At 42.0% G+C, this 18,988-nt stretch carries 16 protein-coding genes; 2 read left to right on the plus strand and 14 right to left on the minus strand.

From position 1 onward, the window contains the following. Positions 1-246 precede the first annotated feature (246 nt). Positions 247-810, plus strand: coding sequence for a hypothetical protein (locus tag C825_RS18460; protein WP_010803593.1), 564 nt, complete (start codon positions 247-249; stop codon positions 808-810). A 122-nt stretch (positions 811-932) separates the two neighbouring features. Here the strand turns inward: C825_RS18460 and C825_RS18465 are convergent, their stop codons facing one another. The 14 genes from C825_RS18465 to C825_RS18530 form a co-directional block, all read right to left on the minus strand. Further along, positions 933-1,667, minus strand: a complete 735-nt coding sequence (locus tag C825_RS18465) for a hypothetical protein (RefSeq protein ID WP_010803594.1) — start codon at positions 1,665-1,667, stop codon at positions 933-935. A 93-nt stretch (positions 1,668-1,760) separates the two neighbouring features. Continuing rightward, the gene (locus tag C825_RS18470; RefSeq protein ID WP_010803595.1) at positions 1,761-2,576 is read right to left on the minus strand and encodes a KilA-N domain-containing protein; all 816 of its coding nucleotides are present in this window, start codon (positions 2,574-2,576) and stop codon (positions 1,761-1,763) included. 99 nt (positions 2,577-2,675) lie between these two features. Continuing rightward, positions 2,676-3,140: a DUF6808 domain-containing protein gene (locus C825_RS18475; protein ID WP_010803596.1), complete on the minus strand. Its 465-nt coding sequence runs from the start codon at positions 3,138-3,140 to the stop codon at positions 2,676-2,678. Further along, positions 3,137-3,544 (minus strand): hypothetical protein, encoded by a 408-nt coding sequence (locus C825_RS18480; protein WP_010803597.1) that lies wholly within the window; start codon positions 3,542-3,544, stop codon positions 3,137-3,139. Before C825_RS18480 ends, C825_RS18475 begins: the two co-directional genes overlap by 4 nt. A 15-nt stretch (positions 3,545-3,559) precedes the next feature. Beyond that, the gene (locus C825_RS18485; RefSeq protein WP_044214509.1) at positions 3,560-3,907 is read right to left on the minus strand and encodes a hypothetical protein; all 348 of its coding nucleotides are present in this window, start codon (positions 3,905-3,907) and stop codon (positions 3,560-3,562) included. After that, a complete protein-coding gene (locus C825_RS18490) occupies positions 3,904-4,323 on the minus strand; it encodes a hypothetical protein (protein ID WP_010803599.1) in 420 nt (139 codons plus the stop codon). The genes C825_RS18485 and C825_RS18490 overlap by 4 nt, the downstream gene beginning before the upstream one ends. Before the next feature lie 6 nt (positions 4,324-4,329). Beyond that, on the minus strand, positions 4,330-7,560 hold the full coding sequence (locus C825_RS18495) for a hypothetical protein (RefSeq protein WP_250690599.1): 3,231 nt from the start codon (positions 7,558-7,560) through the stop codon (positions 4,330-4,332). Continuing rightward, positions 7,560-8,240, minus strand: a complete 681-nt coding sequence (locus C825_RS18500; RefSeq protein ID WP_250690600.1) for a hypothetical protein — start codon at positions 8,238-8,240, stop codon at positions 7,560-7,562. Before C825_RS18500 ends, C825_RS18495 begins: the two co-directional genes overlap by 1 nt. A gap of 113 nt (positions 8,241-8,353) precedes the next feature. After that, positions 8,354-8,761, minus strand: a complete 408-nt coding sequence (locus C825_RS18505) for a hypothetical protein (RefSeq protein WP_010803601.1) — start codon at positions 8,759-8,761, stop codon at positions 8,354-8,356. A 212-nt stretch (positions 8,762-8,973) separates the two neighbouring features. After that, positions 8,974-9,396: a hypothetical protein gene (locus tag C825_RS18510; RefSeq protein WP_010803603.1), complete on the minus strand. Its 423-nt coding sequence runs from the start codon at positions 9,394-9,396 to the stop codon at positions 8,974-8,976. Between the two features lie 15 nt (positions 9,397-9,411). Continuing rightward, complete coding sequence (locus tag C825_RS18515; protein WP_250690601.1) at positions 9,412-10,212, minus strand: tail fiber domain-containing protein; 801 nt, start codon at positions 10,210-10,212, stop codon at positions 9,412-9,414. After that, entirely contained in the window at positions 10,209-12,476 is a 2,268-nt protein-coding gene (locus C825_RS18520) for a collagen-like domain-containing protein (RefSeq protein ID WP_250690602.1), read from the minus strand. Before C825_RS18520 ends, C825_RS18515 begins: the two co-directional genes overlap by 4 nt. 1 nt (position 12,477) lies before the next feature. Beyond that, the gene (locus C825_RS18525; RefSeq protein ID WP_010803605.1) at positions 12,478-13,398 is read right to left on the minus strand and encodes a hypothetical protein; all 921 of its coding nucleotides are present in this window, start codon (positions 13,396-13,398) and stop codon (positions 12,478-12,480) included. Then, a complete protein-coding gene (locus tag C825_RS18530) occupies positions 13,398-18,383 on the minus strand; it encodes a phage tail tape measure protein (protein WP_010803606.1) in 4,986 nt (1,661 codons plus the stop codon). The genes C825_RS18525 and C825_RS18530 overlap by 1 nt, the downstream gene beginning before the upstream one ends. A gap of 76 nt (positions 18,384-18,459) precedes the next feature. On the opposite strand from C825_RS18530, the gene C825_RS18535 reads away from it, so the two are divergent. Beyond that, complete coding sequence (locus C825_RS18535) at positions 18,460-18,762, plus strand: hypothetical protein (RefSeq protein WP_010803607.1); 303 nt, start codon at positions 18,460-18,462, stop codon at positions 18,760-18,762. The last annotated feature ends 226 nt before the right edge of the window (positions 18,763-18,988 follow it).

The following is an 18,988-nucleotide window of genomic DNA, read 5'->3' on the forward strand; positions in this document are numbered from 1 at the left end:
ATGAAAGCAAATATAAAAATCATAGCAATATTACTCACTGTTCCCTTTCTTATTTCAATATGTATAGGTGGATTGTTTCTTATCGCAGGAATTATCCTAAAATCACTAGGATATCTATTCTCATTCACCCCTCGATTGGCTAAAAAAGAATGGAACAACTATTTCCAACATCTTAGATAAAGAAAGGCAGCGCCTCACAGCGCCACCCTCTCATAAGCAAAAACAAATATATTAAATAACGACAACATGGCAAGTGAGGCATTGAATAAATATATTGAGAAACGTTACGACAGGTGGCTGGATTACGCTAAGTATCATTGTTCGCTTGCCGGAATGACAGACGAAGCTATTGACGTATTGAACGAGGTAATGTGCATGTTGCTCCAAAAGCCACCGGAGCACCTCTCCCGGCTTATGGGAGCCAAGCAAGGCAAATATACCGAACTGGACTTCTATATCCTGCAAATGATAAAGCTGAACGTTACCTCGGACACGTCTCCCTACCGGCATAAATACAAGCCTATCCCGGTAGATGAGAATGTGGATTGGCGACGGCTGAACATCATCGACGAACCCGACGACAGCCCGGACCGTTCCGAGTATATCCGGGAACGTATGCAAGATATCCGGAACCTGATCGACCAGTTGGGATTGTCCGAAAAAGCCAAACGGATCTTCGCTTGGAAGTTCTTCGCCGGAGAATCTTTCGCGGATTGGCCGGGACCGGAAAACCGGAAGGAGTTGTATGAGACCTACAAAAGTGTTTTCAAGGCGGTGGTGGAGAAGAAGGAGGGGAAGCTGTTGTTTTGACGATGATGTTAAATTTGTGCTATGCCAGATTAAGTCCGGCATAGCACTTTAAAGACTGAAAAACAAAATCACAAATCAACCCTACAGTAGAATTGGTAATTTTTATATTGCCTATATTTCCACTAATATCGACTGATTACAAAAGGGAATTGTTCTACTCCAACAAATACTGGATGCTGTTTAATATCAGGCTTAAATATACTTAACGAAATAGATATATACTTCATCACATCAACAATAGACAATACTGGATTATAATTTTCTCTATTTGAATACCAATTCATTGCGTGTTCTAACAATTCGGTCGTAAATATATAATCTAAAGCCTCTTCGTCTTCTGAACATGCAAAACAAACAACTAAACCTATATGACATTTTTTTATTTGTCCTATATATCTATGCCTTGACTCTTCTCTTGAAATTTTACGTCTTACAATTCCACCATCTCTAAAGTTAGGAATTTTATCAGTAAGATCAATAGCATTTATACCATTGATCTTACATCGACAACTTTCTAATATTACCAATACCTTTTCTGAAATAGAAACAAATTGCCCCGGTTTTATAATCTCATTTTCTGATAATTGAAATAATTGATAGTTATCTTGCGTTGCACCATGACCAACATACACAATTACAGCAAAATCTACTCTTATTTCAACCATCATTTTTTTTAGCATATCAACAGAACATTTCTTTATTTCCAATATCTCATTGTCTTCAAAAGCACCGCCCGCAATACTTTTAAAATATTCGATATATTTTGACAAATAGGAACAGTCTAATTGATATTCATATGCTGTTTTTGAAAAACCTTTTATCAAAACAACTATTCTTCTAAAAGGAACTTGACTCATTTACGAATAAAAATGTAAATTTATAATAAACCATATTATATAAAATCTATCAACCTCAACATTCGGCGACAAACCAAATTAATCGAAAAATTTCTATTTCTTAGATTTTTTCCATTGTAACAAAGCTTGTGTCTTTTGGGATTCAGGTAAAGCCGCAACCATTTCCTGCAAATAAGGAAGAGCATTACTATCCCGTTCTTTAAAATATTTATATGAGTTCTTTATCAACCACTCATTATGAAAATGATCCCGAAAGTCTCCAAGCAAGAAATTAGGATACAATTTCACATTCGGGATACTCCTTCCATCGGGATATGTATGGGTATAGGTTGGAAAATCGTTAGGCTCCAATTTCTTAACATTTCTTACCCAGCTTGCAAACATACGACCTTCCGATATATCAGGAACCATACTATCTGGAAGCTGGTAGCCTCGATCCTCCAATGGAGCTATCAGATTATATACAATCTCATTGAATATGGAAAAATGTGTAGGTGGAATCTGAGTCCTATTCATCATATACCGTTGCAAATGATATGGTAAGCTTTTAGCTTTCGGAATATTTCCATTCATCCATTCAAATACCCATTTGGAAACCAATACCGCAAATTTGGGAGAAGCCCATTGAGCTAAATTTATTGCTACTTGTGGATGTACCCAAGTACCTTGTGCTTGAGGTATTCCACCTGTAATTGTCTGTATTAGTTCCGTTATGGGAATTCCCACATCGGAACTAAGCTCTTTCAAAAAATCATCTGTACCTTTTAATCTTTTGTAATCAGCAAAATTTTTGCCCGCCGCCTTACAAAGTGCAGTAGCATTCACATAACCATCCAATAATCTTTGTTGCACCGGGCTATTATCTACTTTTCTCTCTATAAGAGCCAGTTCAAATTGAGTATCGTTCATTTTTGTTTTCTATTTTATGAATTAAGTTTTGCAAGGTAATGAATTTTATTTGGATTATCATCAAAAAACAGCCATCCAAATAACAATGAACCATTAATGTTACCAAATCCTATAATATCCCCCAATGCCTATATAAGGAGATAAGCCAGATTGACCGATACCATATCCACCAATGAGTCCCAACCCCCACTTACGAACCGGAACCTTTTTCGTTATGTAAGCAGTCTTTGGGAACACATCTATGCTATCCAAGGCAGCGTTATAACCGCTAACCCATGCACGATAGTTGTCCGTAGCATATTCTTTTTGGGAAATAGGAACAGGAATATATATCGTATCGTGGACCGTATCGCCTTGCCGGGTTATGTAAACCGGGAAAGGCTCCGGAACTTCCCTTATAAGGGTTTCGTATATCGGATAGGGAACCGAATCGCGTAACGTGTCTCGAATGGTTATCGTATCTGCCCGGATTACGCCACAAGCAACAGGTTGCCTTGTACGCCTGCCGACAAAGAAACAGGCAGTACAAAGCAACAGCACACAAATGATACGCCAAGATTTCATAGCAGATTCCACCCGGCAATAACATCCGACATCTCAGCATCTTTCCCATTCTCCATACGGCTCATACCTGCCACTATCCGAATCATCTGTTCCCGATTATTTACATTAATCGGATCATCGGCAGGGATACCGGCGTAACCAGATACAAACCGGATGTACTTTTCCGTATGGTTCTCTTTCTGTGGTGCCCAACGGGTAATCATCTTGCGAATGGTGTCAAGGTGATAGTTATTATAGTAGCTTCGCAATATCTTGAATATAGCCCGATAGCCGTGCGCCATTGATTCGAACTGCTTAAAAGACTTGTCTTTGCTCGGCCTAATCTCCCCCTGAAACAGATCATTATTGATACGGATGTTTCCGGGGTTATTGTTTCTTAATCCTCTGGGTAATTCTTTCTTCATTTTTATCCTCCTTCATTAATAACCGTTCTGCGGTTCACGATCGCCACACTTCTTACGTTCACATCGTTTCAAAGCAAGTTCCAGCTTGACATCCGAATAGCTCTCTTTCAAAGTAAAAAGCTCATCCTGTACCTGTCGAAGCCTTCCGGTTTGTTCTACAAAGCGTTCTTCTTTTTCTGACAGCTGTTTTTGCAGGAACTCGTTATACTCACGTAAAGCCTTGAATTCCTCCACATCTGCATGGGCATCCTCGATACGTGCATTTGTCTTTCGGTTCGTATAGAAACCGATAATCCATTTCACTGCTTCGAATCCACCCATCGTTCCGACGATTGTTATTATGTCCGTTAATTCTATGTTCACTTCACACCTCCTTCTTGATTTAATAATTCTTCTAACTCATTTATCTTATCCCGTAACTCTTGTCGGGAAACATGTATTTCGCCCATGTTGTACTCTACCGGTTGTCCGATCATTGTTGCCTCGTAGGATTTAATCACAATGTAGTCGGAGTCAGAGAGTTCTTTTTTCAGCCGATCGATCTCTTTCTCAACCTCATAAGTTTCAAGAGTATATTTAAGCTCAAGAACTCCATCTTTATAATAGTAGTTCTTAAAATAATACTTCTGATCCGGATCATTGGGGATATCTGAGATGTCATATATCGTACAATCTTCTCCGGCATACATCGTCTCATTATTAATTCCACCGGGAAAAGAGCTATTGAATTGGTAACTATTCAATACGAATCCATCACTATTCCTTACATATATTTTCATATCATACTAATTTGAAAGGCTTTGTATATACCAAGCTTTGTTGTAAAAAACTAAAACCATAAAATCTCCTCTACTCATCCATCGTGCACCATAGGATACACCAGAGGCATCGTTTTGTATGTCTCCATTATGATTCAATAACGGGGTCGTCGATGTTCCTGCAACGAGTACCCTGTACGAACAGTATCTATCAATAAAAATTCTGATTGTGTAAATTCCGTATTGTGAAGCAGACACTCCACTTTGAAAATTACCAAACATATCTTGTATCGTTGAAAATTGAGGTAATTCAAAGGTTAGATCGGCCTTTAAATCTCGAAACAGATATATACTACCATTCAACTGTGGACTATATGTCCCTCCCCCTGTTATAGGAGACACCTCTTCTATTTCCCACAACTTTCCTCTGTGCATACGACCGCCTATAGTTTCTAAGGCTAGATTGACATCTGCGTAATTTGCTTCCAGCTGTAAGGCTGTGTTTCGGTAAAAATCCCCCCAACCAGCATAAATACTCGTATTTTTGTTTGATATACCATTGTATATTCTAGCTGTTACACGTTGGTTTGAAAACAAACTATTATTGACATTCGACCCTAAAGTTATTTGTGAAAATGACCCATCAGAGCTTTTGGTATGGCGTAATTTTATCACATTATATAAAGCATCCGCTAAACCACTCGTATAGCCTGTTAACCATCCATCTTCTATTGTAAATTTACCGATTTTAGCTCCATTTAGTACTTTTAGCCTACTTGTTTCAATATCAAGGGCTTCTATCATTTCTGCCGTAATTCCTTTCGCTACAATTGCTGCTGCTTCGAGCAGTACAGTATTAATTTTGCCGTTTTTGACAACTGTATTACCGGCATCAGCAGCTGCTTCCAATGCGGCATAATTAGTATACCCCAAACGTTGAGCCAAAGAATCTTTAAAAGAATCAGGGACATTTGAAGCCGCATTATCCGAATAGCTTTTAAGCGTATCCTGGATAGCTTTATTGGCCGTTTCCACGGCTGTGTTAAATGAGGACATAGCTGAATTGAATAATGAAAACTTGCTGTCGACGTTATTCTTCTCAGCAACTGTCGTTTTACCATCAGAAATAGCACTATTGATTGCCGACAGTAGATTGTCAATCGCTCCAAACAGAGTCACCTTTGCATTGAGTAATCCCGATTTTGCGGTACCGGTCAAGTAGCTATTGACATATAACTTATTGTAAGTAGCTTCTACAGCTGCCTTATCGGTTTTTACTGTATTGATGTACTTTTCGATAGCCTTGGCCTCTGACTCCTGTATTATGCCATCAGAAAAAGCGCCATCTATGTAATTTCCCAGGCCTGATACAGATTGTTGAGCTTGGTTTGCTGAAGCCTGGGCATTGCTGGCGGCCGTAAAGGCCTCTTTTCCTTTTGCCAGAGCTTCGTCCGAATAGCTTTTAAGCGTATCCTGGATAGCCTTATTGGCAGCCTCCACCTTTGATTTATAATCGGCAATAGCATTTTTGTAGGCAGTAAACTTACTATCGACATTGTTTTTCTCAGCCACGGTTGTACGACCGTCGGCAATAGCGTCATTTACCGCTTTAATAAGATTGGTATGGGCACCATTGTAGGTAATCTTCGAGTTTAACAGGTCAGTCTTCGGAGAACCTAAAAGATATATATTGGAGTACAACTTCGTATAAACAGCGTCCGCGTCAGCTTTCTCCGTATTGAGAGTATTGATATATTTCTCTATCGCTTTAGCTTCAGCCTGTTCTATAACTCCGTCTTTAAAGGCTCCATTCACGGTTCCTTCAAAATCGGTCAAGGCTTTACTCGTTTCGTCTATTTCTCTAACGGCATCGTCAATTATCTTTTTTGCGGCCGGCCATTCCTTTATATTTTCTAAACCAGACGTTCCTTCACCAAACAAAATCTTTCCCGAAATCGTGGCCCCATTTTTTGCGATAATATGGGCATTCACCAAATCAACTACCAATCGAGCCAACTTGTCCTTAATAACACCGGTCGTGATCGTCTGCCCGGCTATCTCTGTAAAACCATAGTTAGGGTTCCAGGAGCGAATACTATCCTCCGGAGTATTCAGTACGCCAATCCAAAAATGGTAATAACCGGCTTCTGCCTCTAGCTTAATCTGCCGTTCAGAGACAAATATAGATCCAGCACTACCCTCCTTCGGACACTTGGCATAAACATAATAGGCCAATGAATTACTAAGTCGGAAAGATGCCGCCGGGATAGACCATTCCCTGACTGTTTCGCTTACTGTGAAATGAACCAATTCTCCAGCTGTATTTTTGAAGTAGTTAGGATCGTTATCGGCATTAGGAATAAACTTCACTCCAATCAAATCCATCTGCTGAGAATTGGTTCCTACAATCAGTTGAGCAGTATGCACGGCTAATGGCTTGATGAGCTCCGTAAAATAATCCCCCTCCGGATCGAACATCATACCTAACGTCTCCATCACATCACGCCATGACCGCTTAGTCCACTCGCGGACCGGCTTAACTTTATCCTCGATCTCATCCGGGAATTTATCGACATCATTTACCAAGTCCTTGAAGCCATTACCCTGCAGGAAGTCAGATAAAGTCAACTCGTATCGATACGCCGGCTTGTCGTCATTTTCGATATAACGCTTAACTTTCGTGACCCGAATCTCTCGATCAATCTTTAGCTGATCGGAATAAACCCCAACCATCTGCCCACAGGCAATGAATAGATTCATTTGTCGAAACAGCACTTCATCGCATTTCCCTCTCAGCTGGATACGCTTTTCGCAATGTTCGTCGAGCCAGGTCTGAGCTTCTTCCGCTAGTTGGCTAGAGGCATTATCAATATAGACCTGTGGCATCTTTATGCCGGTAAGGATAAACTTGTCACCGACAGCGAAGTTGATATCGCCAGGGACCGTCAAAGCATTTTCCTCTTTGTTTTCTTTGAGCTTAAATTGCTTTATCTTGTCATCCACACTCTCTTTGACGATAGCCAGATCATATCCGGCTAGACCACCGTCCTGGAATGTGACGATTGCCTCCACTTCATCCAATAAACAGTCTTTCAAATTAAAGTCAATACCGGATGCTTGTAATGTCAAATCATCGATCTTCGTAGTCACTAAAAATTCGCCTTTCGGAAAGATATGATCAAACTGTATCTTTTTCTGCCCTAGTCGTCCATACTTGTCGGTATTCTTCGACATCTCTTTCAGGCCGCCTGGTAACATCAAATAGTCTGCACCGTAATCCGGCCCAAGTTTTTATCTGAGCCGTAAGGGTAAATAACCGTGGTCGGTCGTTCTTCATCGACAGACGATACTTCCAGTTCGGTAAATCCAAGACCTTCGCCCTGCCCCAGCACAAGGCCGTTACTGTCGTATTTTCTTTTCCCTATGCTAACCGTTTTCTGGGATATCCAATACTCGGTATCAATCTGTTTAACTGTATCATCTAAGACATTCCCAACGCTCTTGTCCTTAAATGATATGGTTATGGGACGAGACTCTATACACGATCCAACTTTCCAGCCCGAATCTTCGCGGTTCATGTTTTTAACGATCAGTTCAAGGATTTGTCTTGCCGTACCGGTATAAGAGTCAAAATTCTTTTTGTACTCAGGCTTTCCATTTAGAAAGAACACGACATCTTCCAGGTCATATTTACTTGAGTAAAACGGTATATTATACTCCCAGCCAAGCGACTTCTCCCGCTTAGTAACCTTCTCCTTATACCGGATCTTGTACCTTTCACCCTCACATTCCACGTAATCACCGACCTCAAAATCAATAACATCACGGGACAAGAAGTTTAGGGTAAGCGTTTGCTCACCCATGATCTCATCAACCGTGAAGCTATTATTTTTCAGATAAGCATCACATAATACCGTACTTCCCCGCTTAATTTTCATACTTTAAAATATAATCTTACTTTTGTGTGAGTTTGTATTATTAATTGTAATACAAATATTAGATTTAAGGTATCCGCCTTCCTGCTGTGAAGTTCGAAGGCGGAGTTTTTTTACTACTTATTATAATGTATCACCTCGTCCTGCTTACCGAACAACGATCCGATCGCTTTGATGATATCGTAAAAACCGCATCCGGACAATCCGGTAGCCAAACCATATAAAAGCGATTGCCACCACACGAGATCATTGAGTAACGGAGTTGCTTTCAATAGCCAACAGGCCATACAAACCGCAATACCGGTAACGACTGAGATCAGGATCTTAATCAGCTTACTGTCCGAGATAGCCGGAACAACCTTTGTGATCTGTGTAACTAAGGTTGACACTACCGCTACGATGCCGGTAAACGTTCCGAGGTCAATTACAATACTAACAACAGGGTCCGTGACTACTTCCTGAGCGTAAATGTTTCCTGAAATCAAAGAAATCAAAGCTACAATTAAAAATAAAATCTTTTTCATACTACATTTTTTTAAATTAAACATTACTTTTGCTGCATACACCTCCTTCTTTGAAGGAGTTTAATATTTTGAACCGCTCTGGGTCGCGAGATTCGGGGCGGTTTTACGTTATTCCTGTTCATCATTCCACAAATCAACATCAGATTTGATATTCCGGGTAACGATATAGTACAGTACCCAGAATACAATTTCGAATATGATAAAGCCCGGAATCATTCCTTTACCAGATATTCGCGTAGATACATAAAATTACCGGCAGTCAATTCTTTCGTCGACTTAGAAGTAGCATCTACCAGGTCATCGAAGTCTACATCAGAGATATAGTGCATCTCGATCTCAACATCTTCGGCCAGGAGCTCAGACGTGTAATCTTTAATGTCCGAATCAAACTTCTTTGTCAGGCCATCAAGTTCTTTCTGTTCCTCTTCGGACCGATCTTTCTTCTTCATAAGATCATCCAAGCCGGCCGGTTTGAACTTATCGAAAGCGATCTTCATAGCTTCCTCGATTTCCTTCGAGTGTTTTCCCAGCCGGACAAGGTTACGCATCATGGCCGATTTTCCAGCCTTACTCATATTTCCGAACGACACATACAATAGTGTACGATTCAAATTCACAATTTCCTCTTTCTTCATTTTACGCTGATATTTTTATGCGGCAGGGAGTTCCCAGCCGTGTTCTGTTATTACTTGCTTTAATTTTTCAATTTCTTTATGGAGAGACTTGTATCCTAGGACCGCAACACAGGCTCCTAAACCGGCATAATCTACACTGTAGAAATCTTCTGTACTATCATAAGCAACAAATTCCGGAAAAATTTTTAATAGGTCTTGTGCCGATACTCCTATACATTCCTTATTGGTTGAATCGTCTTTTCTTGTATATCTAATAATGTCCAACCTTAATACTCTTGTTATATCAGTTACTGGTCCTAGTACATTTTTTGAACGGATATCAGACCCAACAGTCCAAGCAATCTTTGTATAATTTTGATTACTACCTAAATTTATTTTATTATCACCTCCAACATTAAATTTTATATTTGAGGAAGATGAATATGTTGTTAATTCAAACGAACTCTGGCCTTGAACAATTGCGGCTCCTCCGGATGTTCGCTTAAATTGTATTGCTTCAGCTATAACACCTGATGTAATTACAATTGCGCTTGTAACATTCCCTCCACTGAATACACCAGAATCCCCTTTAGGGCCTTGCGGTCCGGTTGCTCCTGTTGCCCCAGTATCTCCTTTGTCGCCTTTCGGACCCTGCGGTCCAGTTGCACCAGTCGCACCACGAAGACTCTGGGAATAAGTATACGTAGTCTGTCCTTCTTGACGAACGCCTAACGTATATCCGTTCCAGGTAAATTCCAGATTCTTACCAGCTGGTCCTGTCGCACCAGTGGCTCCTTTTGCTCCGGCAGGGCCCGTTGCTCCAGTAGCGCCTTTCAAATTTTTGAATGCAAATGCAAATGTCCTGGCTGAAGCCGTCCCTCCCAGGCTGACTGTAACAGATGGCGTACCGACATTGGCATCAACAGTCGCAGATGCACCGGTGATCGTTGCATTTGTTCCCGCTGCACCCGTTGCTCCGGCAGCTCCTTTAGCCCGGTATCACCTTTCGGCCCTTGAGGACCTTGTAGATTTACATAGCTACTCCACCCGGATGCACCGTAGATACGCAAACTGGTGCCGGACCATTGCCAATCACAGGATACACCATTTTCGCCACGCAATCCCTGCGGGCCTTGTGCACCGGTATCACCCTTTGCCCCTGTTGCCCCTTTAGCACCAGTCGCCCCGATTTCACCTTTGGGACCGATTGGACCCTGAATACCTTGTATCCCCTGATCTCCCTTGTCACCTTTATCACCTTTGTCGCCCTTTTCGCCCTTCGGACCAATTGGACCGACAGGACCTACCAATAAGGCTAGCTGATCTGGAGTAAACATGTCATAGGTAAATGCTGCGCCAGTATCACCTTTCGGACCTATTGGGCCTTGTTTTCCCTCAGGGCCAATAGGACCAACATCTCCCTTATCGCCTTTATCGCCCTTCGGTAATACGACATTCAATAAATATTTAGGGTTTCCATTAGTATCTGTTCCATCAGGAGATAAAGAGGCAAACGGATTTTCACCTTTAGTTACCAATCCGATACTAATTTGCGGTGTTTTACCTGTAAATCCTCGTGCACCGGACATATCTACGATAAAATTGAAACTGATTACACCATCGTGTTCATTCTTTATGTAGAGTTTAGCCGTATCTGGCTCTTCTGTATCACTTCCTTCAGGAACATCAGGTATTGGTATACTAACAGCAACAAAAGATCCTAATGGGATTTTTTCATTATCGGCATCCGCTTTCATAGCTTCTACCGAAGGATATGTTTCTGCTATACTAAATGGTTTTCCCATTAGGTTTATGTCGCTCTTGACATAATCCTTTAATGTACGGTTCCAAAAGTATACATAACCAAAAGTATCGAAAATGGGCTGTTTGTCTGCAGCTTCCTGGGCAGCAGCAGCCGCCAAGTCCGCTAATCCGGCAGAGGATTCGGCTTTATCTATAGCCTCCCGGCTTTCCTGAGCACGGAGCCTTTCGGCTTCAACGCGAGCAGCTTCGGCATCCTCACGAGCTCGCTCTGCTGCATCGCGTTTACCTTCTTCCGTCTTTCGGTCCGCCTCAGAAGATACACGCAGTTTTTCAGCTTCATCTCGTCCTGTTTCGGCAGAGATACGTAATTTTTCAGCATCCCCACGATCAACTTCCGACGCTACACGATTCTGTTCAGCAATATCACGTTTTCCTTCCTCCGTAACACGGGTCTGTTCAGACTGATTACGTAAAGCTTCGGCAGCATCGCGCTTACCTTCTTCAGTAACGCGGTTTTTCTCAGCCAAAACACGGGCGTCTTCGGCATCCTCACGAGCCTGTTCCTGCGTATTCCGAGTTCCTTCTTCCCTGATGCGGGCCTGCTCTGCGTTGTCACGGATTTCTTCTGCGGACACACGCTTACCCTCTTCAGCTATACGATTCGACTCACCCTGTTCACGCAGTTCCTCGGCAGAGACCCGGGCTGCTTCGTCGGTTTTCCGTATTCCTTCCTCGGCTTTTCGTTTCTTTTCGGCATCTACACGATCTGCCTCCTGTTCTTTGGCTGTGCCTTCAAAGGTTATCAAGTCAGCAATCTTCCGATCAGCGGTTTGCTCGATCTGAGCCATCTTATCGGTGATGATTTTGGCGGCATCGGTGGCGGGTTTCTGAAGTTCGGCCTTTTCCACCCCGGTCAGATCAGAATAATGCAGTCTTAGCAAGTCGCGTTCTTCCGCAGTAAGATCTGAAAACTTCATTTTCAATTCTTCCCGATCAAAAATGCTCTTATAGGCAGAGTCTGGTTCATTTTCATACTTCAGTTGAAGAGTACCTTCGACTTTCCGGAACAAAGGTTTCTCTCCCTTCGGACCACGGATTTTTTCTAAGGAAATAAGATTTTGCCAAGTACCGGATGGCCCCTGCTTCCAAAGAATAGATGTAGCATCCACACCCAAGTAAACACTTAACCCAGGATCACCTGGTCGCCCCTTCATTGTGGAAGGCAAAGCACGTTTCGGTCTTCCAGCTTGAATGATAAGGATCATATCATTGTCGGTCACGTTCGTCGCAGCCGGTAACGCATTCGCATAAATTATATCAAATTCACCTGTCGCCATATCAATTAAATACTATAATTCTACCTTGTTCATCAGCCAATAGACCGAGTTCTTTATCCTGTAATACTCTGTACCTTGTCACGCCACCGGTGTCAACCCAGGTTACTACCGGGATCACGAGAGAGATTGTAAACCGGACCATGATGTCCGTTTCCTGCCATATCTCAACCGTATAAGACGGACAGTCTGAGTAATAGACCTGTGTTGTAGCACCTAGTGTATTAATATATAAGCTCTGTGTTCCGGTACCCGAAAGTTGGGTAAAAAAGGCATGATAGTTGTTCAGGAACTCTCCTACGCTTTTTGCCATCATCCAAAGCGATAACTTGATCGTCTTGTGTTGGGTCCGGATCGTTGTAAGGTCGATGTTACGGCCATCGGTAAAAGGATCTTTCAAGGCCGGAGTCTTCAGTATGTCTTCCAGGCCGTCATCGCACCCGATGCCGAACTCACCGAAGTCATAGCCGTTTATCGCAAACTGTCCGCGCAAGCTTATCCCACCGGAAGGATACGCTGAGACTCTAGTAAAATTATCCTCTATAAAATTTAGGTCAAGAACTGAGCAATTCCTATTCGCATTCAGAAATACCGGTAACTCGTATTTAACCCCTGCGTTCAGTCGAAGCCGGTTTGTCATACCTTCAATCAGGTTCATCTCCCGGTATCCGGTAGCAGACAAGTCAGACGTCAGCTTGTTATACCGGCGCCAGAACTCCAACTCTCCATAGGCCTCCATGAAAAAAGACAACTTGATTGTCCTGGCTTCGAACTCCACCTCCGACAGGTCCGGGACAATGCCATTCGATTCAGCCCAGTCCCGAGTAGTCACAGCTTTACGCTTCGGATATTTCAACAGGTCGTCGAAAGAGCCTTCCAACAATGTACAACCCCATTCATTTATGTTTTTTCTGTCGATTGTCATCACATTTTCACTTTTACGTTCAACGTTCCTTCCACGGCATTAACCGTCCTCTCAGAGTATTCAGACAGTTCACCTGTATGCCCTTTTATCTCATCTACCGCATCATATATCTTATCGGATACTTCTTTTAGCTTGCCAACTAATTCCTTAATGGCTGTCACATCTTTCCAGCCTTGTACCTGTAGGTCACGGATAAATTGCATCTGCTCACGGATAGATTCTATTGCAACACGTTGGGCACCCGTTTGTCCGGCCAAAAGATCTATCGATTCCTGGTTTGCTTTTGCGTAAGCCCCTTTCAGGGAGTTATCCGATACATCTTCCGTCGCCTCCTGATCTTTAGGCATCAGATCAATGCCGCTGGAACTAAAAGCCTCTTCCAACTCCTTCCATGCATCCTGAAATTGTTTACCCAATCCCAATACATTATCCTTGAAACTCTTAGCCGATTCAGCTGTCAATTTGTAATAAGTATTGCCATCCTTATCCTTCTTCTCCATCGACTTATATAGGTCATTGGTCATCTTCTCTAATGGGCCGAGTAACATATTACGACGAAGCATGTTCTGGGCTATACTGGCAATCGTTTTATCGATATTGACTTCAAGCTCTTCCAGAGCATTATCTATTGATGGATCGGTAACGGAATTTACAATCATATCTGTTATGCTTGTGAAATCCAGACCAAGAACAGTATCCTGAATCTGATCTTTAAATTCTTCCGTTTTATCAATACCTTCAGCGATAGCATCAATATACTTACGCAGTCCTTCCGGAAGACGGGCATAAACCTCCGGCAATTTCTTCAACGAGGCCAGCTGTTCATTAGTCATCCGGCTTAAATCGGTCGTATAGATGCCTACTTCGCGAAGTTCGTTGACATACCCTTTCAGCATCTTGTTGGCCTTGTAACCGTCGCTGTGGGAGAACATACCGGAGCCGGCTCTCATCGCTTCATTGAACAATGTACGGCTGGCCGCAATGGATTTAGCTATGTCCTTTGTTGTGTCAATGATATTTTGACCAAACGCCATGCCTCCCAATTTATCAAGGAGGGCAACCTGGGTATCGATAAGGTCATTGATAGCATCCATATAGGTTTCATACCCTTCCACCATGGATTTATCAATTTCCTTCTTCGCAGTAAACAGATTGCTGACAACACTGACTAGTTGGCCGGCTGCCGCAGAGATACCTCCGATTAGTCCTCCCTCGGCAAATCCCTGAGCGATATTGCTAACAGCATCCAAGGCCATATCCAATTCATCGGAGATGCCTCCAAAAGCCGTTTTCAGGCTATCGGCTACATCGGCCACCATCTGCATCTTGCCCTTAAAGCCTTCTGCATACTCGATCGCCTTTTCTTTCGCTTCTTCCTCGGACATACCCAGATCCATAAAGCGCTTCTGCAATGCCTTTATGGCTTTTTCATCAATCAGGTTATTGATGGATTTCTTACTTGGTTTTGACAGGGCCTTATCATATCCTTCGACAGCGATCCTTAAAAGTTCAGCGTCTTTCTTGGACTGCTCATCCCCCATACTGTCGAGGATGGTTATACGTTCCAGGGCGTATTTACGTACAATTTCTGTTTTCTGTCGTTCGGTCTCTTCGACAAAGTAAGTGTCATTGGACTTGTTTTCAAGATGGCCGAGGTCTACCTGCTCCTTGAAATCGACAGTAGACAAAGCTGATTCTTTCCGGGTGTATTCCCTTTCCGCCTGTTGCTTTCTAACGAGCATCCGGATAAAGTCCCCTTCCTCTTCTTCGCCGGCTTCCTTGGCTATTTTGATCTGCTCTTTGTAGTAACTATCGATCTCAATCAAACGATTATCCAGTTGGCTCCGGAAATGAGAGTCAACATCGTTCTGTATTGATTTCAACTGATCGGAATACTCCTTTGCGATATTGGCAACATCGTTGTTTCGCTTATCCTTAGCAGAGTTTTCACGATCGGTAAAAGTAGAAAGGACAGCAGGATTTTCTTTGCCTCTTGATTCTTTAACTTTTTTCTGATACTCCTCCTTCTCTTTCTGGATAGCGGCAATGGTTTCTTTATATTCCTGATCGGCTAACAGCACTCGTTTGTCCTTACCGTCTTTCATTATGGTAATACGATCGGCCTGTAGTTTTAACTCATTGTCGAGGATAGAGCGAGCAAGGTCCACTTGAGCTTGTTTCAATTTGCCTCCTTCCTTTTCTGTGATTCCCGTCAAGGCCTTTAGCTTTCCCTTAATTGTTTCAATGTTGGTCTGTGCCGCATTTATCTCGTTTTGCGTGGCCTTAGAGTCCGGAGCACGGAGCTTCTTTAGTTCTGCTTCTGCTTTAGCTAGTTCATTTGTTAAATCAATTTTTCGCTGGAGAACAGTTTCGCCTTCATCCTCTGTCTTTTTAGACGCCTCTTTATTTAATGAAATAAGATGATCATTTGTTTTTTTCAACTCATCATTTACTACATTTAGTTGAGTAATATCAAAAGCATTTACCCAAAGTCCCTTATCTTGATTGCCCTTTATCTTCGCTTCAATTTCTTCCTTTTTATCCATTAAAGCGGATAAATTCGCCTGCTCTGCTTCCAGTTGAACATTAACGGGTATCGATACCGGCTTCTTCTCCGCTTGGTCTTGAGCGAACGATAGAATTTGGTCAATATCCCCTTGCAAAGTCTTTTTCTCATCAATCAATCTAAACAACTTATCTCCATGAATTCGCTTTGTATCGGTTCCGGACTTAGATTTATCATACCAACGTTGCTCTGCGGCTATCTCCATATTGAGTTCATTAATTCTCTTTTGCTTATCAACGACCATATCTTGAGCAGCCTTCATCTTTGCATTTTTCTCAATAGATTTTGTATATGCATCTATCGAATTCATAGCCTCTTGAGTCTTCAAATTTTCTAACGATAAATTACCTAGATATTCAGGAGATATATCATTCAGCTTTTTGATCGCTTTCTCACGATCTTCTTTACTAATCAATTCATTTTTTGCAACAGAAAGGAGTAATCTCAATTCGGCTTGCTCATTAGCCATATTATCAGCTGTAGCCTTTTGTAATTTATTCAATCGGCTTTGAGCTGTCTCAGCTGCATTAATTTTATCAGCAAACAACATATAAGCTGTTGTGGCTAAACTGATCATAGTCAAAATAGCTCCTAATGGGTTAGCTTTCATTGCTCTCCACAACGCAACGGTAGCAACTTTTAATCTATTTTTAGCACCTGTAGCAACGTTGGTTGCGGCTGTATTAGCCACGGTTGTAGCCGTATTTATTCGTGTTGCAGCATTCTCTGCATTAATTGAAGCTGTGAGCAATTTTGATTCTGCCGATTTCAATTTCTTTGCAGACACACTCACATTTGTTGCTGCAGCTTCCTCACGCTTAGCAGCTGCATTTAATTTGGTTTGAGCAACTTCCAATGCAGCCAAATCGTTAGCTTCAAACGCTGCATCAAACTCAGCCTTCGCGGCTTCGACTGATTTTTTGGATATATCCAACTTCTCTTTAGCAGAGGCTAGTTTTACTTTATTCGCTTCTACCTGTTTTGTAAGAGATTCAACAAGGTTATCAGCGTTTTTCTTCTCCTGCATTGCTTGATCAGCCAAAGCCTTTATATACTCTTCAGAACCGGCCTTCAAATTCATTTTAGATAATTTTGCCCGCTGTTCTTCAGTGATAGTCTTTTCCAAAGAAGCATTATAGGCCTCCTGATATAACCGTTCCTTTTCTTTGGCAATGATAGATTCTCCCGTTATAGTGTTTTGAATCGTCTTCAAATTATTAGATATAGAAACCTTTGCCGAATGGAATGCCTCGGCTGCAGAAGCTCCAATGACAGAAGACTTATATGTCACGTATGCACCGGCTACTCCTATAAGCAATTTCTTAAGATTTTCCATACTATTTTGAACGTCACCAGTCTCAAATCCGTGGTTAATGGTCTTAGCTGCTTCCGATACATTTTTCAAAATAGTTTCCCCCATCGGGCGCAATGTAGTCTGAATATTATTCGATAAAAGCGTCATTTGCTTATCAACATCATTCATCATAAGCTTAAATGCAGCTTCTGTTGATCCTGCCGATTCATTCATAGCCTTAAGATGTTCCGCTGCGTCCTGAGCCTTGATCCCAGTTAAACCAAGAACCCCGTTTACCGCTTCAACCTCCGGAATAAGTTCACGCAGTTTAGACTCTGAACCGCCAGCTCTAGCCGCAATCTCCGCTAGTCCTTCTTGGAATGTACGAGTATTAAAAGCACCATCTCCTAATACTTTAGAAGCTCCTATTATCGAAGCCCGTATCTGTGTCATAGCCTGTGCTGTCGGAGTTCCGGATTTGGTCAAGGTAGCAACTGCCGCCAGCACCTGGTCCATTTCAACCCCATAGGCTGCCGCGATTGGTGCAACCTGAGCAATAGATTGTCCAAGTTCTCCGAATGTAGTCTTACCAAGTTTAGCAGTAGTGAAAAGTTGGTCTGAAACTTTTTCGGCTTCATCAGCGCCCATTTTGTAGGCATTCAAAAGCGTAGTAATAGCATCGGCCGCAGTCGCCGTATCTGTCATACCCCCAATAGCAGACTTGGCTGATACTTCAAGAACCTTCATTCCATCCGCTCCATCGTGGCCAGCAGAAACAATACCATACAAGGCCTTAGCTACATCCGGAGCCTTGATCGGGATCTCTTGGGTTATAGACATGATCTGATTCATAAAACCGGTCATATCATCCGTCACCTGCGTGGAAATGGTCGCCACTTCCAGCATGTTCTTCCGGAACTCTTTTTCGAAGTCATAAGAGCTCTTAGCGGCACTAGCGAACGCCGTTGCCGCACTGATCCCTATGCCAGAAAAGACATCGAACGATGTTATCTGTCCGGCCATCGCCTTAATTATCCCTATAACCTCCCGGCTATCGGAGTACAACCCGGTAGTATCGACACCCGTAGCCATATAAAGGGCTCCCTCCCTGTTTACTATACCCATAAAACTTATTTATGATAAAATATACAAACAGAGATTTTATTCATATTTTTACGTCATAATCCAAAAATCAAATAATATGGAAAATCAAGCTGAAGAAGGAAAAAGGAAAGTAGATTTTACAAAAGAAGAAAAAACACTAGACACCATAGCAGATGTTGTTCTTGTTATTGGTATCGGAGTTGCTTTGTTATTGCTATTATTCAAATGCACTTATGAATCCTCATTTGGGAATAGTCATGGAGGTGACTACAACTGGCCCATTATTATTCAAGCCATCACAATTGGATTGTCTTCTTTGACAGCATGGGCTGTATTAAAAGTTATAGTTGGCATATCCGTTAATATTGGTAAGATAGCAAACAAACAAGATAAAAATTAATCTAGTTCTAAAAAGGGGATGTGTCAAAACACCAAAAATATGAAAATCACCCCTGTCACAGATATCTGTAGCAAGGGTAATTTTGTTAAAAAGAGGGTTTTGACACACCCTCTAAAAAACTTTTCAGTTTTTATCTATCTCCAAAATAATTATCTATCATCTTGTTGATGCAATGGGCAGTCACTTCTGCAGCGACTGTTACTAAAAATAAAATAATTAATTCCAT

Origin of the sequence: Parabacteroides sp. ASF519, assembly GCF_000364265.2 — a bacterium.
GTDB classification, from domain to species: domain Bacteria; phylum Bacteroidota; class Bacteroidia; order Bacteroidales; family Tannerellaceae; genus Parabacteroides; species Parabacteroides goldsteinii.